We start from the raw sequence: 22,955 nt of genomic DNA, 5'->3' as shown, positions 1-22,955 counted from the left end.
CGAGGAAACATTCCGGACACCTCCCCGGCACGTCCGGCAACAGGTGCGCCGCTTACCGTGCCGCCCATGACGATCCAGACCGAGCAGCCCACGCTGCGTCCAGGCCCGCGCTTTCCCGGCCTGGACCGGCGCACCCTCGGGCCGATCCAGGTATTCGCCCAGTCGGTGTCCGCTGCCGCTCCGACGGCGGGCATGGCCGCCACGCCGGCGATCGCCGCGTCCACCGCCGGAAGCGGCACGGTCTGGTCGTTCGTCATCGCCACGGTCGTCGCGCTCCTCATCGCCGGATGCATCGGGCAGTTCACCCGTCGCATGGCCGCCGCCGGGTCGCTGTACAGCCTGGCCGCCAAGGGCCTGGGACCCGCCGGGGCCTTCGCCTGCGCCTGTGCGCTGCTGGTCGGTTACGCACTGCTGGTCTCGGCGGCGCTCGCGGGGGCGGCGATCCACCTGCATGCGCTGCTGGGCCGTACCGGAGCGTCGGCCGGGGTCTCGGTGGCCGCCACGACGGTGCTGCTGGGCCTTGTCGTCGCGGCCTGCGCGGTCCGCGGCATCCGGCTCTCAGCCGGGGTGGTGTTGCTCGTCGAAGGGCTGTCGATCACCTTGATGCTGACGGTGTTCGGTCTCCTGCTCGGCGGCGACATCTCTCGGCTGCCGGCCCCCTCCGCGCACGCCGCGGAACCGGCCGGCGCCTTCGGCGGAGTGGCCGCCGCGGTGGTTCCCGCCCTCGCCGCCTTCATCGGCTTCGAGTCCGCGGCGGCCCTCGGAGTCGAGGCCCGCCGCCCGTTCCGCACCGTCCCCCGCGCGGTGATCTGGACCGCGGGTGTCGCGGGCGTCATGTACGTGTGCGCGGCGGCCGTCCAGGTGAGCCTGACCGAGGACGCCCGCGTGCTGCCCCTCGGCGTCCTGGCTTCGGCACAGCGACTGCCCTGGGTATCGCCCCTGTTGGACGCGGGCATCGCCAGCTCCTTCCTGGCCTGCGCGCTGGCGACCGCCAACGCCCTGGTCCGGGTGCTGTTCTCGCTCGGTACCGAGGGACTCGCCCCCCGTGGGCTGCGCCGCACCCATCGCGTTCACCGCACTCCGCACCTCGCCATCGCGGTGGCGCTCCCGGTGACGACCGCGTTGCCGGCGGCCATGATCGTTGGCGGTGTCCCGGCCGAACGGGTCCTGGATCTGCTGCTCCAGGCATCCACCGTCGGCTACCTCCTCGCCTACCTGCTGGTCTGCCTGGCCGTACCGCTCTTCCTGCGCAACATCGGCGAGTCGACCCCCGGGCCGGTGGCCGTCGCCCTGGCGGTCGTGCCGGTGCTGCTCATCGCGCTGGGGGCGTTCGCCGTCTCGGTGCCGGGCGGCGCGTTCGCTCTGACATTCGCGGTGCTCGCCGCGGCGGCGCTGGCCTGGTACGGGTGGCTGCGCCGCCGCCTGCCCGACCGGCTGGCGGGCATCGGCGTATACGACGAGACGTCCATGGCCGACATACTCGAGGACCACCCACGACGAACTCCCGTCCCTGGCCGGTCCAGATGAGCGCCCAGGGCAACGCGCTGCACGTACTGGAACAGGTCGTGGCCGCCGGCCCCGGGGTGACCGCGAAGGAGATCTCCACCGCGCTGCGGCTGCCGCCCGCAACCACCTACCGCCTGCTCAACCTCCTCGTGGCCGAGGAGTACCTGGTCCGCCTCCCCGACCTGCGGGGCTTCGCCCTCGGCCGCCGTGCCGCCCGGCTCTCCCTCCCCCACGTGCCCGAACCCTGCGCCGCCGCCCGCGCCGTGGTCACCGCACTCAGGCGCCAGGTCCGCTGGGGCGTCCACCTAGCCGCCTACACAGGCGGACGCCTCACCCTGACCGATCCCGATCCCGACCACCCGCCCACTGACGGCACCCTCCTCGCGCGCCACCCGCACGCCTCCTCCCTCGGCAAACTCCTCCTCGCCGACCAGCCCACCCACCGCGCCGGAGCGCACGACCTGCGGCACCTCACCGAGCACACCATCACCGACACCGCTCACCTCGCACGCGAACTCGCCGCCGTATCCGACACAGGAGTCGCCAGCCAACTCGGCGAACTCCGCCCCGATCGCGGCTGCCTCGCCGTCGCCATCCGTAACCCCGCAACCAGCGTGCTCGTCGCGGGCCTGGCACTGTGCGCTCCACCCGACCGCATCCAGAAACTGGGCACTGATCTACTCCCGGTCCTCCGCGACCACGCAGACCAACTCACTCCGCTGCTCTCCTAAGTGATCAAACGCAAGGTGTCCAACTGGCCGCTCAAACGGGCCCAGCATCGCAACTGGACACCATCCCCACCGGACACCACCACCATCACTCGGCAGCACAGAACCCAAGTCACCGGCGTTGGGCCTAGGGCCGGTCGTTTGTAACAGGCCCCACCCGCACGCGTTAACGCAGGCCACAGGGTTGTTTGCAGCCTGGCGAGGGGCTTGAGCAACAACTGTGGCAGCTCCAGGATCGGGTCACCCCAGTCCCTCCCCTGAGCGACCGGAGCGCGCACCGGCGACACCCGCACCGCCGCGACCGCTGACCCACACATCCTCCCAAGGAGCTCATCAGTGCTGACCTGGTTCAGTGGGCACCCCTTCCAACGGGTGCCGATACGGACGCTACGGACGCTGCTCATCGCCGTGCTGGTCGCCGCCGTGGCCGCCACGATCCTCGACGCGAGGGCACCGGCCCTCAGGGCCGCCCAGCCCAAGATCTCGGCCACGCAGTTCTGCGATGACTCGGTCAACGCGATCGAGGCCGCGTACGGCAAGCCGCTCCGCACGGTGACGACCGAGCCGGTCGTGACCGTGCAGGCCGCCTCGTACTCGCTCGACGCCCAGCAGACGAAGATCGTGGCCGTCAAGGCGAAGGAGGCCGCCGCAGACTGCGTGAGCAAGATGCACAAGGCGACGACGGCCGGCTGGTCCTATCTGACCGCACGGGCGGTCGAGATCGCCGTGGACGCGGTGGTCACGATCCTCGCCTCCACGTTGATCTGCTCGCTCACCGGACCGGTCGGCTGCAAGTGGGGCGTGCGTATCGCGTCGTTCACCGGCGGCTTCGTCGGCGCCCTGGCCTTCCAGTACCTGACCGACGGCTACCTCAACTGGAAGAGCGTCGGAGGCGCCTTCTTCGACGCCACGGTCTCCATGCTGGCCTTCTCCGGCCTCGACAAGCTTGACGAGAAGTACGTCGGCCAGGGCGTCAGGGCCACGTTCAAGGAGCTCGGCAACCTGCTCAAGACGGTGGGCAACCGCATCGGCAGTGCCGGACCGGCCATGGTCAGCGGCATCCAGAACGCGGTGAACTACATCATGGGCCACAACTTCGGTGCCTTCCCGATCGCCTACACCGGCGGCGGGTCCGTCGAGCCGGTCATCGCCGAGGAGCGGGGCCAGCCGATCGCCGACGGCCTGCAGTTCCGCATCCCCCACAACGCCTCCGGCTCCCCCGTGCCCGACAACCTCTGGTCGGGCGTACACACCCACCCGTACTACAACTGGGACGTCGCCGAGACGACGCACACCAACAAGGACGGCGCGGTGGGCTACCTGATCGGCCAGGGCAACAGCTGCCTCGGCTACACCGGCGGTTACGCGGTCCTCAAGACCTGCAACTACAACGACCACACCCAGTGGTGGTTCGTCGACGGCGACGAACTGATGGCGGACAACGGCAAGTGCATGGGCGAGGTGGAGAACGCCCAGTCGCGCCAGCTGGGCAGCTGTGACGGACTGAACGTCCGGGCGAACCCCCAGAACTTCGACGACCAGTTCATCGTGACCCCGCCCGGCGGCACCTACATCCCGGACACGGTCTTCAACTGGAAGAGCCACATTTCCTACTACGAGCACGCGTGACAGCACCACGCCGCCGAGTGCGGTGAAGCACCAAGCCCGAGCCGGTGACCAAGGTCACCGGCCCGGGCGTTGTCCTGTGCCGTTCGGCTCCGCCATAGTCCAAAAGCACTGTCTTGAGATGCTTTTGGGGAGCTTCGATTGGGTCGTCCCGAGCGCCCGGTGGACCCGGACGCCGGTCCGGTTCAGCGGTTCGCCCACGAACTGCGGCTGCTGCGCCATAAGGCCGGCAGTCCCTCGTACCGCGAGATGTCCCAGCACACCGGTCTGTCGGTGACGACGCTGTCCCGGGCCGCGGCGGGTGAGCGGATCCCGTCGGCGGCGGTGACGCGGGCCTACGCGCGTGCATGCGACGCGGACCCGGACGAATGGGAGGCGCGTTGGAAGGAGGCCGCGGAGGAGGCCGCCGGGGTCCAGGCGGCGGCCCGCGACGTGTACGCGTCCACCGCCGAGGACGACGCGAAGTCGCCGTACCGGGGGCTGGCCCGCTTCGAGCCCGGTGACCGGGACCTGTTCTTCGGCCGTGACCGCCTGGTGGCCGAGCTGCTGGAGCTGGTGCGGGAGCACCGGTTCGCCGCCGTGATCGGGGCCTCCGGCAGCGGCAAGTCCTCGCTGCTGCGCGCCGGCCTGATCCCGGCCGCACAGGAGACCACGCGCGGCCCGGGACGTCCCACCGCACTGCGGATCCTCACACCCGGAGAGCGCCCGGCTGCCACGTACGGCCATCTGCTGGCGCCGAAGGACGGTGAACTGGACACCTGGCTGATCGTCGACCAGTTCGAGGAGGTGTTCACCCTCTGCCGGGACCGGGCCGAGCGCACCCGTTTCATCGACCTGCTGCTCACGGCCAGGGCCCCGGACTCCCGGCTGCGTACGGTGATCGCTATGCGCGCCGACTTCTACGGGCGGTGCGCCGAGCACCCGGAACTCGCCGACGCGCTGCGGCACTGCGGCCTCCTGGTGGGGCCGATGAGCCCGGCGGAGCTGCGGGAGGCGGTCACCGGTCCGGCCACCGCGGCCGGCCTCGTGGTCGACCGCGAGCTGACCTCGCGTCTCGTCGAGGAGGTCGTCGACCAGCCCGGCGCGCTCCCGATGCTCTCGCACGCGCTGCTGGAGACCTGGCGCCAGCGGCGCGGCCGCATCCTCACCCTCGCCGCGTACGAGGCGGCGGGCGGCGTCCACGGCGCCATTGCGGCCACCGCGGAACGCGCGTACGACACGTTGACGCCCGCCCAGAAGGGGATAGCACGCCGTCTGCTGCTGCGGTTGATCGCCCCCGGCGAGGGCACTCCCGACACCCGCCGCTCGGCCACCCGCGCGGAACTGGAGGAATGGTCCGATCCCGAACTTCCGCCGGTGGTCGAGCGGTTGGCCGCCGCCCGGCTGCTGGCCCTTGACGGTGACACCGTGGAACTCGCCCACGAGGCGCTGATCACCAGCTGGCCACGGCTGAGCCGATGGATCGACGAGGACCGCGTCCGGCTGGTCGCCCACCGCAGGCTGGCCGAGGACGCCCGCGCCTGGCTGGAACTGGGCCGCGACCCTGGAGCCCTGTACCGGGGTGTACGCCTGGACCGCGCCGCGGAGCTCTTCGCGCCGGGCGAGGGGTCGCCGGGTGAGCGGTCTTCGGATGAGCGGTCCCCGGGGGAGCCGTCGCCTGACGCCCGGCAGGAGCACCTCACCTCGGCCGAGCGCGCGTTCCTGATCGCGGCTCTCGCCGCACGTGACGCGGAGCGGCACGCCTCCGCCCGTACAAGGCGGCGGACCCGGCGCCTGGCCGCCACGCTCTCCGGCCTGCTCGCCGTGGCCCTGATGATCAGCCTGGTCGCCTGGCAGCAGCACGGCACCGAGGTGCGGGACGACGAGGACACCGCCGCCCGGCGGGTCGCCGCGGTGTCCGACACCATGCGGACCACGGACCCGCGGACAGCGATGCTGCTGAGCCTGGCCGCCTGGCGGATCGCGCCCCTGCCGGAGACACGTGCGGCCCTGCTGGACGCCCTGGCTCAACCCGAGCGGGACGCGTTCACCGATCCCGCGCAGAGCGACACGGCCCCCCGCTTCCTCGTCGGCTCCGGACGCGTCCTGCTGAGTGTCAACGGGCGGACCTGGCGAACCTGGAGCACCGGCACCCACCGTGCCCTCGCCTCCGGGCGGCTACCGGCGGGGACCTCGGGAACCATTACGGCCGGCCGCGACGGCAGGCTCCTCGAGGTGGACGGCGGCTGGGGCGAACGGCTGTGGGACCTCTCCTCGGGCCGCTGGGCCGATCCGGCGCCGGTCTCGTCGCAGAACATGGTCTCCTTCGACGCCGACCCCCGGAGCTACCTCGTCAGCTCCATCGAGCAGCCGCGGCAGCAACTGCGTGCCGTCTCGGACGGTCGGCTGCTGTTCGAGGCCCGGGCGGACAGCGAGACGAACGTGGCCGCCACGGCGGACGGCCGGCTGGTGGCGGTCTGCCCCGTCAGTGGCCCCCTCCAGGTCCGCGACCTGGCCTCGCACCGCGACCTGGCGGGTGCCTGGACGAGCGCGGGCGCGAACACCTGCGGCGACGACAACTCCCGCGTGGAGTTCGATCCCCGCGGCCGCCTGCTCGCGGTGGTCTCCGAGACGGACGTACATGTCTGGGACACGGCGTCAGGAGAGCAGGTCGCGGACATCGCCTACCCGGACGCCGCGTCCGTGTCCTTGAGCGGGGACGGCGGTTTCCTGGCTGCCTCCGGCCCCGCCGAGCTCGCCGTATGGCGGCTCTCCGCGCCCGATGCCCCCGTCTTCCGCCACTCCCTCAACGACCAGCGGCCGTACGGCGCCATCGCCTGGGACCCCGACCGGCCCGAGGTGCGCTACCTGGAAGGGAGCACGGTTCACACGCTCGCCCTGGGGCCGGCGGTCACCTCCGCGTGGCGCGGCACCCCGGTGAGCGCCGCGCTGCTGAGCCCGGACGGCCGTACGCTCGCCACCGCCGAGCAGTCCGACAGCGGGTACGCATTCCGGCTGCGGGACACGGGCGACGGCCGCCTGCTCCGTACGCTGCCCGCCGCCCCGCTCCCCGGCGCCGACCACGCAGCCGGGCCGGCGACGGACGCTGTGCCGCTGCCGCTGATGGCCTTCAGCCCGGACGGCACGGCCTTCGCGTACGGCGTCTCCGCGTCGGGCGGGGGCGCCTCGGCACAGTCTCTGGCCCTCTGGGACCTCGCGCGTGCTCACGTCCGCACGACGCTGGACCTGGCACCGTCACGGGCCGCAGCAGCGGAGTACATCGCCCTCGGCCCCGGCGGACGGCTGCTCGTGGCCGTCCGCGATCAGTCCGCGGGGCAGGTCGGCGAGACCTGGGACACCACGACCGGCCGCAGGACCGCCGTCCTCGGCGACATGAACCCCGCAGCGCCGGCGCTGCGGCCGGACGGCCGCATGCTCGTCGACGGCGACCGCCTCACCACCCTGCCCTCCGGCGCCCGTACGACTCGGCCCCTGGGCCCGGGAGAGGAGATCATGGCGGTGGCCTTCAGCCCGGACGGCTCCCGGGCCGCGGTCGGCGACGCGTCGGGGCGCGTCGCCCTGTGGGACGGCGGCCTCACCCACCGGCTCGGCGTCCTGCCCAGCGTCTTCCCCGCACCCCCGGCAAACGGCTCCCCGGAGGCCGTCGGCGCCTTGGCCTTCAGCCCGGACGGCGGCACCCTCGCCGTCGCCGGCGACTCCGGCTCGCTCCAGTTGTGGGACACCGCCAGCCAGCAGCCCCTCGGCAGCGGCCTCACCACCCCCGGCGAGGCCATCACCTCCCTCGCCTTCACCCTGAACGGCACCATCCTGAACGCCGCCAGCCCCCACGCCCCTCTCCAGCGCTATCCCGTCAGCGCCTCCTACGCAGCCGACCAGATCTGCGCCCGCGCCGGCACGACGCTGTCCGCCGGCCAGTGGCATACCTACATCCCCGAGGCCGCCTACCGCAGCGTGTGTGCCCGATGAACGGTGCGGTGCCGCTGCACCTGTGAGTCCTGATCGGCTGCGGGTCCCCGAACGGACGCGGCCAGCGGCTGCCAGGGAAGGCACTGGTGCGGACCTGGGCCGAGACCCACACGGGGGACCGCTCCCGGATGTACGACCGACGCGGGTGCCCGTGCAGTCCAGCCGTCCGCGTCGAGCCGCCTGGCTCGCAGCCGCCCCCCCCCCATAAGTCCGACCGGCGCCAACATCGGTAATTCCGGTGATATACCCAAGAAACAATTCCCGATATTGAATTCAGAGTTCTTCGGATAACTGCCGGGTAAGGTTCCGCCCGGCGAAATGGCGGTCGCACACTCCTCACAGAAGAGAGATCGACTCCGCCGGAGTCGACCAGAATGCAGAGAAACACGGAGGCTGATCCGTGAAGAGATTCCCGAGGATGCGACTGCGCGCCGTCACGCTCCTCAGCAGCGTAGTCGCCCTCACGTCGAGCACGCTCGGTGTGGGGCTGGCGCAGGCGCCCCAGGCCCGTGCCGACTCATGGGGTGCGGCGGACTGATCAACAACAACTTCGCGCACTGCATCGACAGTGAGTCGTCCTATGGGCTGAAGATCGAGGATCCCTGGGTTCCCACGGCCGCCAAGCAGAAGTACATGGACCAGTGGTGATCGTCCGGCGCTGCCTGACCAGCTCCAACGCGCATTGCTCCTCGGACTACAGCAACGGCCGCGACGGCAACATCATGCGTTGGCAGAGCCAGAAGATCACCTGGGTCAACCCTCAGATGTCCGACTACACCGACAACAGCCAGCTGTCCCGGTCCGCCTTGATGAACAGCTCGGAGTGGGAAGCTCACTGCCAAGGGCAGTCCCCGAGCCCCTGGCACCACCTGCAGGTCAAGATCTACTCCAACGCCGGGGGCATACTGATCGCGGACCACACCACCGGCTACTCCCACTGCTTCGGCGTGGGCCTCCGCAATCGGCCGGCCTGGCTCGACGCCAACGCGACCGACTACAAGTCCCACGTGTGGCAGCACGACGACGTCGAGGTGAAGTGGTACCGCACATCCTTGTGCTCCTACCCCAATCAGCAGGCGAACCGCGTCAACTTCAGGCGCTCGGCGCCGCTGATCGACGGGCTGACCAACTGGTGGATCAAGTAACGCCGACCACGGGATCCACCGGCAGGTGCCTGTCCGGAATCCTGAGCCCCGAAGTCGCACAGGAGGGTTGAGGCGGCGAAGGCACGCCCCCGATGACGGAGGCGTGCCTTCGCCTAGGTGATGTGCTCTTGCAGCTGAACGGCTGGGCGCTGGAATGGATCACCCTGCCCAACGGGACGACAACGCAGTGACGACTGGGACGCCCTCGCTTTGATGCGATGCATGAGCGGACAGCGGCGCGGCGCTCCGTGCCCCCCGCCGGATGCTGGAGATGTGCTCGTCAGTCAGCCTTTCCCAGCCTCAGTCCGCCCGCTGATCGCGTGCCATATTCGCCTCCCCCGCCTACGGGGCGATGGGGCCGTTGTTCTTGTCCGGGTGTACCGACAGGACAGGGTCTGTCAAACGAGCGGTGTAACTGGGGTTGTTGGAGTTACTGACGGGCTGCCGAGAGGCGGCCGTCGAAGGTGATGTCGAAGGCGTTGAGTGCGGTCTTCCAGCGCATGGTCCAGCGGGCTTGTCCCTTGCCGGTGGGGTCCAGGGACGTGATGGCCATGTAGACGCACTTCAATGCGGCCTGCTCGGTGGGGAAATGTCCGCGGGCTTTGACCGCCCGCCGGATCCTGGCGTTGACGGACTCGATCGCGTTGGTGGTGCAGACGATGCGCCGGATCTCGGTGTCGAAGCGGAGGAACGGGGTGAACTCCTCCCACGCGTTCTCCCAGAGCCGCACGATCGCCGGATACTTCCGGCCCCAGGCATCGGCGAACTCGGCGAACCGCTCGAGTGCGGCCTCCTCGGTCGCCGCGGTGTAGACGGGCTTGAGGACGCGGGCGATCTTGTCCCAGTCCTGGCGGGCGGCATAACGGAATGAGTTCCGCAGCAGGTGCACCACGCAGGTCTGGACCGTGGTGCGGGGCCAGACGGCCTCGACCGCGTCAGGCAGGCCCTTGAGCCCGTCGCAGACCAGCATGAGGACGTCGTTCACACCGCGATTCTTGATCTCGGTGAGGATGTGCATCCAGTGCTTGGCGCCCTCGCCGCCGTCGCCCGCCCACAGCCCGAGGATGTCCCGCCGACCCTCGACAGTGACCGCCAGGGCCACGTAAATGGGCCTGTTGGCAACCGCCCCGTCACGGATCTTCACGTGGATGGCGTCAATGAAGATCACGGGATAGACGGCGTCGAGGGGCCGGTTCTGCCATTCGGCCATCCCGTCGAGAACCTTGTCGGTGATCGTTGAGATCGTCTGCCGGGACACCTCGGCCCCATAGACTTCGGCCAGGTGGGCCTGGACCTCACCGGTCGTCAGGCCCTTCGCCGCGAGCGAGATGACCATCTCGTCCACGCCGGACAGACGCTTCTGCCGCTTCTTGACGATCTTCGGCTCGAAGCTGCCTTCCCGGTCGCGGGGCACGGCTATCTCCACCGGGCCGACATCGGTCAACACGGTCTTGGCCCGGGTGCCGTTCCGTGAGTTGCCGCCGTTCTTCCCGGCCGGATCGTGTTTGTCATAGCCGAGATGGTCGGTGATCTCACCCTCGAGAGCGGACTCCAGGAGCCGCTTGGTCAGCTGCTGGAGCAGCCCGCCCTCGCCGGTCAGCTGAAGGCCCTCGGCCTGAGCCCGGCCCACCAGCTCGTCAATCAGTCGGTTGTCCACAGACTTCGCCGGCGCCTCAGACGGCTCGACGGCCTCGGGCTCAGTCACGTTGTTGCTGGTCATCGATGCATCTTCCATGATCGGGAGTTACACCGAACGTTTTACAGTCCCAACGGCATTGCCCTTAGAAGCTGTTGTCTTTCCGGACTTGAGGACTGCGTTTCCGCTGGTCAGGCGTAGGGTCGGCGATCCCGTGGGAGTTGTGGCCTGTCGTGTTGTCGCTGCCCGGGAGGTCGTGGATGCCGTCGGTGGTTGGGCTGTTGGAACAGCGTGAGCTGGGTGCTCGCCGTCGTGTTGACGAGCTGCGGGAGGAAGCCGACCGTGTCCAGGCCGAGTTGGCCGTGGCCGAGCGGGAATGGAGGGAGTGGGCCATCGCCTGCTCGCGGGTCGGCGAGGTGCTGGCCCCCGTGGACGAGAGCGGGCAGGACCCCGCCCGGGCCGAGGGGACCGCGCCAGCCGCCGGGGAGCAGACCGGAAAGACGCCGCAGGTGCCGGAGGCAGCGAAGAGGAAGTCGCAGGTTCCGATGTGGCGTGAGGGGCTGGCCTGGTCGGTGCTGTCGGTGGACTATCAGCGCATCCTCACCGCGCTCGCGGACCGGGACCGGCTCCGTCAAGGTCCGCTGACCTGCCAGGAGTTGGCCGTGTTGTTCGGTCTTGACGTGGTGCCGGCCAAGGTGGAGGCGCTGCGGTCGAAGGCGAAGCGACTGGTCGCGCGGGGCTGGCTGGCCGAGGGGCAGCCGGGACGGTTCACGCTCGCTGCGGGTGTGGCCGGGCGAGGCGGCGGGTCATGAGCAGGGTCATCGACCAGTAGATCATCGCTTCGGCGCTGGTGGTGCGGCGTTCGTAGTCGCGTGCCAGGCGGCGGGTGCGCATCAGGTGGGCGAAGAGGCGCTCGACGATCCACCGTTTGGGCAGGACCACGAAGCCGCGCATGTCGTCGCTGCGTCTGACGATCGCGAGGACCAGGGCGAGCACGGTGAGGCAGCGCTCGACGAGGCTGCCGGTGTAGCCGCCGTCGGCCCAGACCAGCTCCAGCCGGTGGTGGGCGTCGGCGACCTGCCGCAGCAGGACCTGGGCGGCGGCGCGGTCGCCGGTGTCCGCGGCGGTGACCATCACGCCCAGCAGCAGGCCGAGCGTGTCGACCACGACGTGCCGCTTGCGCCCGTTGACCAGCTTTCCGCCGTCGAAGCCGCGGCTGTCCGCACCGACGACGGCGTCCGCCTTGACGGACTGCGAGTCGATCACGCCAGCCGTCGGCTCCGTGTCGCGCCCGTCCCTTTCGCGGATCCTTGCGCGCAGCCGGTCGTGGAACTCCTTGACCAGCCAGTGGTCGCGCCAGCGGCGGAAGAACGCGTAGACCCGGTCCCACGGCGGGAAGTCGGCGGGCATGGCCCGCCACTTGATGCCGTTGTCGACCAGGTAGCGGATCGCGTCGAGTATTGCCCGGTGGCAGTACGCCTCCGGCTGTCCGCCCCGGCCGCGCAGCCAGCCCGGCACGGGCAGCAGCGGCCGGGCCACGGTCCACTCCGCGTCCGTCATGTCCGAGGGATACCGCCGAACACGTTCCGGGTGATCGGCTGCGTTTCCGAACCGGTGGGCGACACAATCACACGTCGGTGCAGCCGAGTTGAACTCCACCGGCGTGTGCACGTACAACTGCGGCAACAGGGTCTCCTGGATCTCGGTTGGCTTCGCAACCCCGAGCTACCAAGAGGCCCTGCCTTCATGCCCGCAGCCGGCGCCAACCACCCGATCGAGACTCCCGTTCGACGCACACCCCTCAAGATCGGAACGACAACAGCTACTAAGACGCATGGCCAGCCACAACTCGCCGGCACCCCGGCTGGAGGTGGGCCGGCTGCGGTGAAGTCCCGGGCAACAGCAGTCGTGTGCGATCTTGGCGCTGCCGTAGTCGCGGTGGTGAGGTCCTGGCCAGGCGATTCCGCCGGCCAGATGGTAGACCTCGCCGTCGGCGAAGAGCCGGGCCGGATAGTCACCCGGGATCAGCGAGATCCATGCCACCCCCATGGCCGGCTCCTCACCTCTCCCCACGCGGGTGGGATCGGCGCCGGCCTGAGGCCTGTAGACATTCACCCCGTCGTAGTCCAGGGAGCGATGTCGGTGCGTGGCCACGCCGCAGGCGGGGCACGGCACTGCCAGGTTGCGCCCCCAGGCCGGAACCTCCCCGTCCCCCGGCCCGGACTGAGCGGAAACACTCACGATTGCCCGGCCTCCGATCCCTGAACGAACAGCAGCCCGTACGACGCATCCGCTGCAACCGTTCCATGCACGTCAACCACCAGGCTAGCGGCCGCCCGACAGGAAGGGGCCCGGCACACCCTCCCGATCAGAAACCCCGGTTCACAGACCGCAGTCGTCAGGTGAAGGCGCCCAGCGAACAGCACCGGACGCCCCACCTCGCCCCTCACGTCGCCGTGCAGCTCACCGCAGGCACACCCCCGCCCCCAGGCGCTCCCCCGAACCCGAAGGTCGCTGAACTCCCCACTCCCACACTCCCGTTGTGAACCGCGTTCACAACGGTGACCGTCGCTCCGGACTGCGTGTACGAGGCGTTCCACATGCTCGTGACCGCCTGTGAACCGCCCCAGGTCCACGTCACCTTCCAGGACTTGAGGGCCACAGTCCCCGAATTGGTCACCTTCACCTCGGCGTTGAACCCGCCGCCCCAGTCGCTGCTGACGGCGTAGGAGGCAGTGCAGGCCGCCGTACTGCCGCCACCGCCGCCGCCTCCTCCGCCACCGTTCCCCGGGAAGCCCGGCGCCTTGACGCTCGCCAGGTATCCGTCCTTCACGGTGTCGACCGTCTGCCAGTCGTCCTTCAGGATCCCGCCCGTGTCACCGGAGTTGGGGTTCCAGGACCAGAAGGTCCAGTGGAAGGAGTCCGAGCCGTACGTCGCTGTCGGCCGCAGATAGTCCACCAGCGCGGCCAGCCACCGCTGGTCCACGGTCGACTGGAGTGTCGTACCGAACTCCCCCACCCACACCGGCGCGATGTTCTGCTTGAAGATGTAGCCCCAGTACTTGTCCCAGATGCCCGGCATGTTGGCGGGGAACGAGGGATCGCTGAACCAGCTCTGCTGGGCCACGCTCGTCGCGTAGTCGTGGGCCGAGTACACGACCCGGTTCGCCACGCTCAGCTGCACCGGATACTGCGCGACCCCCATCAGGTTGCCGCCCCACCAGCCGGAGACCCCGTTGACCGTCTGCACGCCCTCCACGAACACCAGCAGCTGCGGATTCACACCGAGAACCGCGTTGCCCGCCCGCTGTGCCGCCAGCCGCCAGTCCTTCGTCGTGTCACCGCAGCCCCAACAGGCCGGATCGTGGGGCTCGTTGTGCAGGTCGATGCCGACGACCGCGTCCTGGCCGGAGTAACGCGCCGCCAGCGCCTTCAGGTTGGCGATCCACGTCGACTCGGACACCGCCGAGGTGTACCAGAGCGCCGACTGCCCACCCGCGTCCGGCCGATGCCGGTCCAGGATGACCTTGAGGCCGTCCTGACCGGCGTACGCGACCAGCTTGTCCATGACCTGAAGGGAGCCCAACCCCTGCAGATCTGCGTTCTTGCCGCTGCTGAAGTCGATGCTGTTGGGGACGGTCGACGACTTGAAGATGTCGTCGCTGTACGGCAGCCGGATGGTGTTGTAGCCGAGCGCCTTCATCTGGTCGATCATGCTCTTGTAGTCGCGGGACCAGAGGCCGTGCACCACGTTGTTGCTGGTCTCGAAGCCGAACCAGTTGATGCCGGCGATCCGGACCGGCTGCCCGGCCGCGTCCAGGATCTGCCGGCCGCTGGTGTGCCAGTAGCCGGCACCGGCGTCCGCCACACCGGCGGCCGCCGCACGGACGTCCGCCGCGTGGGCGGCCTGCGCACCGGCTCCCAGCGGCAACAGAAGCGCGGCGGCCGCAGTGCACAGGGCTCTTCTCAGGGTACGAAGGGTACGGAAGCGGAACATGTCGCTCGTTCCTCTCGGGAGGCGCGGCCCCGGAATCGATGGGAGCGCTCCCACACACCGCGCACCTCCCAGGAAACTGACACAACATGCCCACGTCAATACTCGCGGCACCCCGGAATGGGTACGCCGTCCAGCAGAGGTCCGCAGCGCCCACCGGCCCGGCGGATCAGCTCACGGGAACGGCCACCCCGGCGATCACGAAGACGGCCGCCGCCGAAGCCGCTTCAGCCCGAGATAGCCGAGGAGAAGCACGCCGACAACGACACCGCCGTTCCTGACGTTCTCGCCCGAGCCCCCGCCCCCGTCACCCCCCGAGGCCGAACTCCCGCTGCCACCACCGGAGTCGGAGTCACCGGACTTCCCGTACGACGGAGCGTCCTCGGCCTCGACACCGCTCTCGGCGCCCTCACTCCCGTACATCAGCTTGGACCCGTCACGGCTGTACGTGACCGACTCCCCCTGCCCCTGCAAGGGCACGTCGAGCTGCCCCTGCCGCTTGAGCTTGCCGCCGTTCCAGGCGTAGGAGACGCCCCCGAAGTACCCGCGTACGGCCAACTGCCGCCCGTCGGGCGAGAACGCGGCGTCGGTGGCCCACATGTCGACGGGGGCGACGGGCCGGAAGACGTTGGTGCCGGAGGAGGAGAGCTTGGCCGGCCCGGCGTAGAGATGCCCGCCGTCCTCCTGCTTGTCGATGATGTAGACGCGCCCGGTCTTCGGATGCACGACAAGGGACTCGGCATCACGCGAACCGTCCGTGTACTTCACGACGTACTGCGTGGCACGAATCGTCTGGTTCTTGAGGACCTTGGGCTCAGGGAGCCGGTAGATCCACACGTAGTTCCAGGTCACGCCGTCGTTGTCGCCGATGTCGCCGACGTAGATCTCGTTGTTCGGCCCGATGGAGATGGCCTCGATGTCACGGGGCGTGCCGACGCCCTTCATGGTGACGGTGGCGACGGTCTGGCCGGTCGCGCTGTCGATCGCGTACAGGAAGGCCCCGTCGTCACTGTCGTTGTGGGTCCAGTAGATGCCGGGGTGGAGACGGGAGGCGGCGAGACCGCTGGACTCGGTGATCCGCGGGTCCTTGATGGTGAAGTCCTGGTCACCATCGGCAGCGGAGGCGGGCGCGGCGAGCACCCAGACGAGTAGGCCCCCGGCGAGGAGGGCGAGCGATCTGCGCATGCCCTCAAGCGTGCCATCCCGGCGATCGATACGAGGCTCATGACCGCCCATGACCCTGACCGCTCCGCCGGATCAGCCCCAGGATCGCCGCTCCCGCACGCACAACCGGCCACACCTGCCGACACGACCACCGACACGACCACCGGCACGACTCCCGACGCATCTGCCGCCCCAACCACCGGCACAACTCCGCGCAAGCCGACATACACCTGACACCGGGTGGCCCGACTCACACACCACCCCCGGTCCACGCCCCTCCCCCGATCCCTCATCATGAGCGGATGCTCAGGTTGATGCCCGTAGGCGACTCCATGACGATCGGCAGTGCCGGCGAACACACCTGGCGCTACCGGCTGTGGCAGCACCTGCGGGAGACGTACGGCGGCCCGTTCCGGATCGTCGGCCCGCGCGAGGCGCTGTACGACAAGGCGACGGACACCGCCGACTCGTACGAGTACGCCGACCCGGACTTCCCCCGCGCCCACCTGGCCGGCTGGGGCGAGGGCTGGCAGCACATGACCCCGCTGATCGCGGACGCCGTACGCGCTCACAAGCCTGACGTCCTCCTGGTCTCCCTGGGCCTGATCGACCTGGGCTTCTACACGGACGCCGACCAGACGGCCGAGAACGCCCGCCTCTTCGTGGCCGAGGCCCGACGCTCCAACCCCCGTATCGCCATAGCCCTGTTGCCGGTGATCCCGAACGTCCGCGCGCAGACGGACCCGCCCTTCGCGGCCCAGGTCACCCGCTTCAACGAACTCCTGGCGAAAACGGCAGCCGACCTGGACGAACCCCGCTCACCCCTGCTCCTGACGTCGCCCCCACCGTCGTACGACATCAACCACGACACGTACGACGGCACGCATCCCAACGCGAACGGCGAACACAAGATCGCGGGCGCGTTCGCGGACTCGCTGTACGAGGCCTGGGATCTGGGGGAGCGGTACGGGGCCTGAGACAGGCCGACTGGATCGAGGCGTGGCCCGGCCGCCGTGTACGTCATTGACGCCAGTGAGACCCACATCACATTCGCCCTGGTCTGTCACATCTCAGCGCTCCGTCCCGTCGTGCATGTGTAACGCCGATGAAGGCAGCACCCAAGACGGAGGAGCCCCTCATGGAAGCCCGCTTGAACCTCTTCGCCAACCCGGTCGTGACCAAGGCCACGAAGCACCTCGTCGCGGCGGGCAAGGCAGTAACGGACTCGGCCCTGCCGCTCGCGACGCAGGAACTGGTGAGGCTCCGCGCCAGCCAGATCAACGGCTGCGGATTCTGCACCGACATGCACACCAAGGACGCCGCCGCCGCAGGCGAGACCGCGCAGCGCCTTCACCTGGTCGCGGCCTGGCGCGAGGCCAAGGTCTTCACCGACGCCGAGCGCGCCGCGCTGGAACTGACGGAGCAGGGCACCCGTATCGCGGACGCGGCCGGCGGGGTCACGGACGAGGCCTGGGCGAACGCCGCCAAGTACTACGACGAGGAGCAGCTCGCGGCCCTGGTCCTGACCATCACCCTGATCAACGCCTTCAACCGGATGAACGTGATCGTCCAGCAGCCCGCCGGCGACTACGAGCCGGGCATGTACGCCCAACTTTGACGACGGCGACGGCGTCAGCCACAGCGACGGGAGCGGGAACAGGAGCGGGGCCGCCCGGCACAGAAAGCCGGGCGGCCCCACCGCTCAAACAACCCCGTTCTCGCCCCAGAACATCTGGAACGACTCAGGACTCAGGACTCAGAACATCGTGTTGTCGTTGGCCGAGGTGGCCGGCACGTCCTGAAGTACGTCCCAGTGCTCGACGATCTTCCCGTTCCGCACCCGGAACAGGTCCACGACGGCCTGCCCGCGCTCGCCCGGCGCGTTGACGTAGTGGCTGTGGACGGCGACCAGATCCCCTTCCGCCACCACCCGCTTTCGCGAGACGGCCAGCTCCGGGAACGCCCGGAAGTACCCGCCGAGCCCCTCCCTCGCGCCGGCCACACCGTCCGCGATGTTGGGATTGTGCTGGTGGTACTCCGTACCCCAGTACTTGTCGAGCGCGGACAGGTCCTTGTCGACGATGAGCCGGTCGAACGCCTTGGTCACGAGCTTCTTGTTGTAGGCGGTGAGCCAACGCGGCCCCGGCTGCTCGGTCTGCGGCCAACTGACCGTCGAGAACATGTCGTTGCCGTTGGCGCTGGTGTCCGGCACGTTCTGCCCGGTGTCCCAGTGCTCGGCGATCTTCCCGCCCTGGAACCGGAAGATGTCGAACACGGCCGAGCCCCGAGTCCCCGGCGTCAGCACGACGTTGGAGTGCACGAGGACGAGGTCGCCCTCCGAGATGACCCGCTTGACGTCGTACTTCGCCTCGGGGAACTGCTGATGCACGCCGGCGGCCAGGTTCTTCAGCGTCTCGGAGCCGTCGGCCGCGAACGGGTTGTGCTGGATGTAGTCAGTCCGCACGAACCTGTCCACGACCGCGGTGTCACCCTGCTCGAAGACACCCTTGAGGACGCGTACGGCAACGCCCTTCTGGTAGTCGAGCCGGGCGCCGTCACCGAAGTACAGGCCCTGACTGCCAAAACCGCCATGCCCGTCGGACTCGACGGCATGACGCCCACCGGCGGACGGCGAGGCGACAGCGGGCACGGCCGCGGCGCCCAGCAGGGCGGACACGGCGAGCGCGGCCACGAGAACACGGCGGGCAGGCATACGCGGGGCAGGCATGTGGGGGGTCACGGGTGCTCCTTCTCTCAGGTCTTGTCGACACTTGACGACATTTGACGACGAGTCTGAATCTCGAATCTTGAAACTTAAAACGACTAGCGCTGCGCATACGTAAGCACTAACCACAAGTTAGTGTCAAGATCCACCGCGCCCACCCCGTCCGCCCTTGCCGCCCCTTGCCTAGAGCGCACTCCACGACGTTGGCTGAGGAGTCATGAAGTACACGCAGCTCGGACGCACAGGACTCAAGGTCAGCCGACTCGTCCTCGGGACCATGAACTTCGGCCCCCAGACCGACGAAGCCGACAGCCACGCGATCATGGACGCGGCCCTGGACACAGGGATCAACTTCTTCGACACCGCCAACGTCTACGGCTGGGGCGAGAACAAGGGCCGTACGGAATCGATCATCGGGAACTGGTTCGCCAAGGGCGGTGAGCGCCGCGACAAGGTGGTCCTCGCCACCAAGGTGTACGGCAACATGGCCGCCGACGGCGAGGCGTGGCCCAATCACGACAAGCTGTCCGCGCTGAACATCCGCCGCGCGGTGGACGCGTCGCTGAAGCGTCTCCAGACCGACCACATCGACGTCTACCAGTTCCACCACATCGACCGCTCGACTCCCTTCGAGGAGATCTGGCAGGCGATCGACGTACTCGTACAGCAGGGGAAGATCCTCTACGCGGGGTCGAGCAACTTCCCGGGATACAAGATCGCCCAGGCCAACGAGACCGCCGCCCGTCGCGGCGGCACCATCGGCCTCGTGAGCGAGCAGTGCCTCTACAACCTCTACGAGCGCCGCGCCGAGATGGAGGTCATCCCGGCCGCGCAGGAGTACGGCCTCGGGGTCATCCCGTGGTCGCCGCTGCACGGCGGACTGCTCGGCGGCGTCATAAAGAAGGAGGTCCAGGGCGGCAGGCGCGCGAGTGGCCGCGCGGCCGACACCCTCGCCGACCCCACCGCACGCGCCCGGATCCAGGCGTACGAGGACCTCCTCGACAAGCACGGAATCGAGCCCGGCGAGGCGGCTCTCGCCTGGCTGCTCACCCGCCCCGGCGTGACCGGCCCGATCGTCGGCCCGCGCACCGCCGAGCAGTTGGAGTCGGCGGTACGGGCGTCCGAGCTGGAGCTGAGCGACGAACTGCTGGCCTCGCTCGACGAGATCTTCCCGGGCCCGGGCCCGTCACCGGAGGCCTTCGCCTGGTGACACACCGGCGGTGACAGGTGGGGCGCCGCCGTCACACCAGCAGTAGCAGTGACAGGTAGGGCGGCGGTCGGGACGCGAGCCGGAGTCAGGCTCGCGTCACCGCCCGACCGCCGCCGCCACCCCCACCACCACGAACATCAGCACGAGCGCACCGGCCATCACCCGGTTCCGGATTTTCGGATTCACGCGGTCGAGCCTAACCGGCCGCGCCGAGCGGCCAACGGGCGACCACCTCGTACCGGGGCTGTTCCCCCGGCACCCCCGACTTCGGCAGATTGCTGCGTACGAGCGCCAGGTCGTCCACCGTCCACGTGCGGCTCGTGAACGCGTCCAGGGCCTCGACGTACGGCCGCACCTCGAAGGCCTCGCGGCTGCGCGCCACGGTGAGGTGGGCCTGGTAGCGCCGGTGCTCCCCCATCTCGACGCCCGCCTTCCGGCCCGCCGCCTCCGCCCGGTCGGCCAGCAGGCGCAGCACGTTCACCTCACCGGCGGCGCCCGCCCACAGCGCCCGCCCGTGCCCGAACTGCCCGCCGCCGCACACCGACAGCGCGAACGCGTCCGTACGGTGGGCAGCCCGCGCCAGCCGCTCCGACAGCTCCGGTACGACGTCCTCGTCCACCTCGCCGTAGAAGGCGAGGGTGAAGTGCCAGCCCGGTACGCCGGTCCAGCGCAGCCCGTCCGCACCCGGCAGGCCCCTCAACCCGGCCACCGCGACGGCGAGTTGCTCGGCAACCTCCTCGGGCGGCAGCACGGCGGCGAACAGCCGGACCGTGCTCATGGCACTCGTGTCACTGGCACTCATGGCGCTCACCGTACTCACGCCACGGAGGTCACCGGCTCCCGCCGTTCCTCGTCCTGCTGCTGTGCCGGCTCCCCCGCCTGCCGCTTGACGAGGCTGACGCTCGGGTGTCCGGAGTTCCAGTCGGCGGAGACTCTCAGTCCGCCGACGCGGGCCAGGACCAGGCCGACCGTCAGGGCGGCGGCCGTGGCGACGATGCCGCCGAAGGCGAGGCCGACCCGGGGGCCGTACGCGTCCGTGATCCAGCCGACGAGCGGTGCGCCCAGCGGCGTACCGCCCATGAAGACCATCATGAACAGGGCCATGACCCGGCCGCGCATGGCAGGGTCCGTGGCCATCTGGACCGAGGTGTTCGCCGTGACGTTGACCGTGAGGCCGGCGATCCCGATCGGGACCATCAGCAGCGCGAACAGCCACAGGGACGGGGCCATCGCGGCGACGATCTCCAGCGCGCCGAAGACCACGGCCGCCACGACGAGGACGCGCAGCTTCGCCGTACCGCGCCGGGCGGCGAGCAGGGCGCCCGCCAGGGAACCGACCGCCATCAGCGTGTTGAAGAAGCTGTACGCGCCGGCGCCGGCGTGGAAGACGTCGTCCGCATAGGCCGAGAGGACGACCGGGAAGTTGAAGCCGAAGGTGCCGATGAACCCGACGAGGATGATCGGCCAGACCAGCTCGGGCCGTCCGGCGACATAGTGCAGGCCCTCGCGCAGCTGCCCCTTGGCACGCGGTGCACGCTCGACGGCGATCAGGTCGCGGCCGCGCATGAGCAGCAGGGCGGCCATGGGGGCGACGAAGGACAGGCCGTTGAAGAGGAAGGCCCAGCCCGTGCCGACGCCGGTGATCATCAGACCGGCGACAGCGGGTCCGACGAGGCGTGCGGACTGGAAGTTCGCGGAGTTGAGGCTGACGGCGTTCTGCAGCTGCCCGGGCTCGACCATCTCGGACACGAAGGACTGCCGGGCCGGGTTGTCGACGACCGTGGCGAGACCGACGGCGAAGGCGGCGAGGTAGACGTGCCAGACCTCGACGTCACCCGTGAGCGTCAGGGCGGCGAGCGCGAGGCCGGTGACGGCCATCATCGTCTGCGTGACGAGCAGGGTGGGGCGCTTGGGCAGCCGGTCGACGAGGACTCCGCCGTACAGCCCGAAGAGCAGCATCGGCAGGAACTGCAGCGCGGTCGTTATGCCGACGGCGGCCGAGGACCCGGTGAGGCTGAGGACCAGCCAGTCCTGGGCGATGCGCTGCATCCAGGTGCCGGTGTTCGAGACGACCTGGCCGAGAAAGAAGAGACGGTAGTTGCGCACCCGCAGCGAGCTGAACATGGACGAGCGGGCGGGCGTGCCCGAACCGGCGGAAGCGGGGCCGGCGGAAGCCGGGGTGCGGGAGCCGGGGTCGGTGGAATCCGGCCCGGAGACCGCAGGAGCCGAAGCCGAAGTCGAAGTCGACTCCGATGCCGACACGGAAGCCGGAGTTGAACCGGGACCGGGACCGGAAGCGGGAGTGACAGCCGTGTCGGGATCGGCGGCGACGGGCTGAAGGTCGTGGGCAAGCTGGGGATCGTGGGCGAGCTGGGGGTCGTGGGCGGCTGGTGCGGGTGCGGAGTCTGCTCCGGTTCCCGAACTCAAAGAAATTCGCCTCCTTGCTGGGTCCTGTCTACAGATGCGCGAGCTTCTCCAGTACGGGGGCGGCGGCGCGCAGTTTCGCCCAGTCGTCCTCGTCGAGGTTGTCGACCAGGCCGGCCAGCCAGGCGTTCCGCTTGCGACGGCTCTCTTCGAGCATCGCTTCGGCCTGCTCGGTCTGGGTGACGACCTTCTGGCGCCGGTCCTCGGGATGCGGCTCCAGCCTGACCAGCCCCTTGCCCTCCAGCAACGCGACGATACGGGTCATGGAGGGTGGCTGCACATGCTCCTTGCGGGCCAGCTCGCCCGGCGTGGCCGAGCCGCAGCGGGCAAGGGTGCCCAGCACCGACATCTCGGTGGGGCTCAGCGACTCGTCGACGCGCTGGTGCTTGAGTCGGCGCGAGAGGCGCATCACAGCGGAGCGCAATGAGTTCACAGCGGCAGCGTCGTCGCCATGGGTTAGGTCCGGCATGTTCTTTAGCCTAACTCATTACTCTGACTAAAGACCACTCGTGACGCGCCGAATCACCCGTGACAAGGGCCACTGAACCCCCACATCACCCGTACGAGTGAATCGACAGCAAAAAGCCCCCCGTCGCCCCGCATCGGCCCGCGACCCTCGTCTCCATGGGGACCAACGTGCTCAGCCTGCGGATAGACGGGGAGCTGCTCGACCGGCTCCGGGACCATGCGGCGAAAAGGGGAATGAGCGTCCAGGACTACGTGGTCCAGACGCTCATCCGGAACGACTTCGACGAACGGTTCCAGAGCGCTGTCGAGGAGACGGAGAGGTTCTACGGGGTGCCGTGAGACACCCCGTAGGACCAGGTGGGG

The 22,955-nt window shown here is 69.5% G+C and carries 19 protein-coding genes; 11 read left to right on the top strand and 8 right to left on the bottom strand.

What is annotated here, in order from left to right; all coding sequences use genetic code 11:
* The first annotated feature begins 66 nt into the window (after window positions 1-66).
* The 6 genes from OG241_RS31555 to OG241_RS31530 all read left to right on the top strand — a co-directional run bounded on the left by OG241_RS31555 (window position 67) and on the right by OG241_RS31530 (window position 8,971).
* A complete protein-coding gene (locus OG241_RS31555; protein ID WP_405820044.1) occupies window positions 67-1,527 on the top strand; it encodes an APC family permease in 1,461 nt (486 codons plus the stop codon).
* Entirely contained in the window at window positions 1,524-2,237 is a 714-nt protein-coding gene (locus tag OG241_RS31550; RefSeq protein WP_405820042.1) for an IclR family transcriptional regulator, read from the top strand. Before OG241_RS31555 ends, OG241_RS31550 begins: the two co-directional genes overlap by 4 nt.
* Window positions 2,238-2,570: 333 nt before the next feature.
* Window positions 2,571-3,863: a hypothetical protein gene (locus OG241_RS31545; RefSeq protein WP_405820041.1), complete on the top strand. Its 1,293-nt coding sequence runs from the start codon at window positions 2,571-2,573 to the stop codon at window positions 3,861-3,863.
* A 138-nt stretch (window positions 3,864-4,001) separates the two neighbouring features.
* On the top strand, window positions 4,002-7,826 hold the full coding sequence (locus OG241_RS31540; protein ID WP_405820039.1) for a helix-turn-helix domain-containing protein: 3,825 nt from the start codon (window positions 4,002-4,004) through the stop codon (window positions 7,824-7,826).
* A 519-nt stretch (window positions 7,827-8,345) separates the two neighbouring features.
* Window positions 8,346-8,474 carry a hypothetical protein gene (locus OG241_RS31535; RefSeq protein WP_405820037.1) on the top strand — a complete coding sequence of 43 codons (129 nt, stop codon included), beginning with the start codon at window positions 8,346-8,348 and terminating at the stop codon, window positions 8,472-8,474.
* Window positions 8,471-8,971 carry a hypothetical protein gene (locus tag OG241_RS31530; protein WP_405820036.1) on the top strand — a complete coding sequence of 167 codons (501 nt, stop codon included), beginning with the start codon at window positions 8,471-8,473 and terminating at the stop codon, window positions 8,969-8,971. Before OG241_RS31535 ends, OG241_RS31530 begins: the two co-directional genes overlap by 4 nt.
* Window positions 8,972-9,401: 430 nt before the next feature.
* Here the strand turns inward: OG241_RS31530 and OG241_RS31525 are convergent, their stop codons facing one another.
* The gene (locus tag OG241_RS31525; RefSeq protein ID WP_405812607.1) at window positions 9,402-10,691 is read right to left on the bottom strand and encodes an IS256 family transposase; all 1,290 of its coding nucleotides are present in this window, start codon (window positions 10,689-10,691) and stop codon (window positions 9,402-9,404) included.
* A gap of 176 nt (window positions 10,692-10,867) precedes the next feature.
* Between OG241_RS31525 and OG241_RS31520 the strand changes: the two genes are divergently transcribed.
* A complete protein-coding gene (locus OG241_RS31520) occupies window positions 10,868-11,419 on the top strand; it encodes a hypothetical protein (protein WP_405812652.1) in 552 nt (183 codons plus the stop codon).
* Here OG241_RS31520 and OG241_RS31515 read toward each other — a convergent pair.
* The 3 genes from OG241_RS31515 to OG241_RS31505 all read right to left on the bottom strand — a co-directional run bounded on the left by OG241_RS31515 (window position 11,376) and on the right by OG241_RS31505 (window position 15,786).
* Window positions 11,376-12,167, bottom strand: a complete 792-nt coding sequence (locus OG241_RS31515) for an IS5 family transposase (RefSeq protein ID WP_405812650.1) — start codon at window positions 12,165-12,167, stop codon at window positions 11,376-11,378. The two genes, OG241_RS31520 and OG241_RS31515, sit on opposite strands and share 44 nt — an antisense overlap.
* An 886-nt stretch (window positions 12,168-13,053) precedes the next feature.
* The gene (locus tag OG241_RS31510) at window positions 13,054-14,604 is read right to left on the bottom strand and encodes a cellulase family glycosylhydrolase (protein ID WP_405820034.1); all 1,551 of its coding nucleotides are present in this window, start codon (window positions 14,602-14,604) and stop codon (window positions 13,054-13,056) included.
* 195 nt (window positions 14,605-14,799) lie between these two features.
* Window positions 14,800-15,786 (bottom strand): WD40 repeat domain-containing protein, encoded by a 987-nt coding sequence (locus tag OG241_RS31505; RefSeq protein WP_405820032.1) that lies wholly within the window; start codon window positions 15,784-15,786, stop codon window positions 14,800-14,802.
* A 281-nt stretch (window positions 15,787-16,067) separates the two neighbouring features.
* Between OG241_RS31505 and OG241_RS31500 the strand changes: the two genes are divergently transcribed.
* Window positions 16,068-16,742 carry a GDSL-type esterase/lipase family protein gene (locus OG241_RS31500; protein WP_405820030.1) on the top strand — a complete coding sequence of 225 codons (675 nt, stop codon included), beginning with the start codon at window positions 16,068-16,070 and terminating at the stop codon, window positions 16,740-16,742.
* 161 nt (window positions 16,743-16,903) lie between these two features.
* Entirely contained in the window at window positions 16,904-17,383 is a 480-nt protein-coding gene (locus OG241_RS31495; protein WP_405820029.1) for a carboxymuconolactone decarboxylase family protein, read from the top strand.
* 138 nt (window positions 17,384-17,521) lie between these two features.
* Here OG241_RS31495 and OG241_RS31490 read toward each other — a convergent pair whose 3' ends face one another.
* The gene (locus OG241_RS31490) at window positions 17,522-18,505 is read right to left on the bottom strand and encodes an ester cyclase (RefSeq protein ID WP_405820027.1); all 984 of its coding nucleotides are present in this window, start codon (window positions 18,503-18,505) and stop codon (window positions 17,522-17,524) included.
* 202 nt (window positions 18,506-18,707) lie between these two features.
* Here OG241_RS31490 and OG241_RS31485 point away from each other — a divergent pair, with 202 nt between their 5' ends.
* Window positions 18,708-19,700 (top strand): aldo/keto reductase, encoded by a 993-nt coding sequence (locus OG241_RS31485; RefSeq protein WP_405820025.1) that lies wholly within the window; start codon window positions 18,708-18,710, stop codon window positions 19,698-19,700.
* Window positions 19,701-19,896: 196 nt separating this feature from the next.
* Here OG241_RS31485 and thpR read toward each other — a convergent pair whose 3' ends face one another.
* The 3 genes from thpR to OG241_RS31470 all read right to left on the bottom strand — a co-directional run bounded on the left by thpR (window position 19,897) and on the right by OG241_RS31470 (window position 22,593).
* Entirely contained in the window at window positions 19,897-20,502 is a 606-nt protein-coding gene (gene thpR, locus OG241_RS31480) for an RNA 2',3'-cyclic phosphodiesterase (protein WP_405820023.1), read from the bottom strand.
* Window positions 20,503-20,516: 14 nt separating this feature from the next.
* Window positions 20,517-21,824: an MFS transporter gene (locus OG241_RS31475; protein ID WP_405826509.1), complete on the bottom strand. Its 1,308-nt coding sequence runs from the start codon at window positions 21,822-21,824 to the stop codon at window positions 20,517-20,519.
* A gap of 331 nt (window positions 21,825-22,155) precedes the next feature.
* Window positions 22,156-22,593 (bottom strand): MarR family winged helix-turn-helix transcriptional regulator, encoded by a 438-nt coding sequence (locus tag OG241_RS31470; protein WP_405820022.1) that lies wholly within the window; start codon window positions 22,591-22,593, stop codon window positions 22,156-22,158.
* 155 nt (window positions 22,594-22,748) lie between these two features.
* Between OG241_RS31470 and OG241_RS31465 the strand changes: the two genes are divergently transcribed.
* A complete protein-coding gene (locus tag OG241_RS31465) occupies window positions 22,749-22,931 on the top strand; it encodes a ribbon-helix-helix protein, CopG family (protein WP_319095471.1) in 183 nt (60 codons plus the stop codon).
* The last annotated feature ends 24 nt before the right edge of the window (window positions 22,932-22,955 follow it).

Source organism: Streptomyces sp. NBC_01390, from assembly GCF_045040105.1.
GTDB lineage: Bacteria > Actinomycetota > Actinomycetes > Streptomycetales > Streptomycetaceae > Streptomyces.
This window is presented reverse-complemented; position numbering and strand designations above follow the sequence as displayed.

What these genes read in the sequence shown, in the direction of transcription:
- OG241_RS31555 (WP_405820044.1), top strand. Translation starts at nt 67, where the DNA reads ATGACGATCCAGACCGAGCAGCCCACGCTGCGTCCAGGCCCGCGCTTT.
- OG241_RS31550 (WP_405820042.1), top strand. Translation starts at nt 1,524, where the DNA reads ATGAGCGCCCAGGGCAACGCGCTGCACGTACTGGAACAGGTCGTGGCC.
- OG241_RS31535 (WP_405820037.1), top strand. Translation starts at nt 8,346, where the DNA reads ATGGGGTGCGGCGGACTGATCAACAACAACTTCGCGCACTGCATCGAC.
- OG241_RS31525 (WP_405812607.1), bottom strand. Translation starts at nt 10,691, where the DNA reads ATGACCAGCAACAACGTGACTGAGCCCGAGGCCGTCGAGCCGTCTGAG.
- OG241_RS31520 (WP_405812652.1), top strand. Translation starts at nt 10,868, where the DNA reads ATGCCGTCGGTGGTTGGGCTGTTGGAACAGCGTGAGCTGGGTGCTCGC.
- OG241_RS31515 (WP_405812650.1), bottom strand. Translation starts at nt 12,167, where the DNA reads ATGACGGACGCGGAGTGGACCGTGGCCCGGCCGCTGCTGCCCGTGCCG.
- OG241_RS31510 (WP_405820034.1), bottom strand. Translation starts at nt 14,604, where the DNA reads ATGTTCCGCTTCCGTACCCTTCGTACCCTGAGAAGAGCCCTGTGCACT.
- OG241_RS31505 (WP_405820032.1), bottom strand. Translation starts at nt 15,786, where the DNA reads ATGCGCAGATCGCTCGCCCTCCTCGCCGGGGGCCTACTCGTCTGGGTG.
- OG241_RS31500 (WP_405820030.1), top strand. Translation starts at nt 16,068, where the DNA reads ATGCTCAGGTTGATGCCCGTAGGCGACTCCATGACGATCGGCAGTGCC.
- OG241_RS31495 (WP_405820029.1), top strand. Translation starts at nt 16,904, where the DNA reads ATGGAAGCCCGCTTGAACCTCTTCGCCAACCCGGTCGTGACCAAGGCC.
- OG241_RS31485 (WP_405820025.1), top strand. Translation starts at nt 18,708, where the DNA reads ATGAAGTACACGCAGCTCGGACGCACAGGACTCAAGGTCAGCCGACTC.
- thpR (WP_405820023.1), bottom strand. Translation starts at nt 20,502, where the DNA reads ATGAGTGCCAGTGACACGAGTGCCATGAGCACGGTCCGGCTGTTCGCC.
- OG241_RS31475 (WP_405826509.1), bottom strand. Translation starts at nt 21,824, where the DNA reads ATGTTCAGCTCGCTGCGGGTGCGCAACTACCGTCTCTTCTTTCTCGGC.
- OG241_RS31470 (WP_405820022.1), bottom strand. Translation starts at nt 22,593, where the DNA reads ATGCCGGACCTAACCCATGGCGACGACGCTGCCGCTGTGAACTCATTG.
- OG241_RS31465 (WP_319095471.1), top strand. Translation starts at nt 22,749, where the DNA reads ATGGGGACCAACGTGCTCAGCCTGCGGATAGACGGGGAGCTGCTCGAC.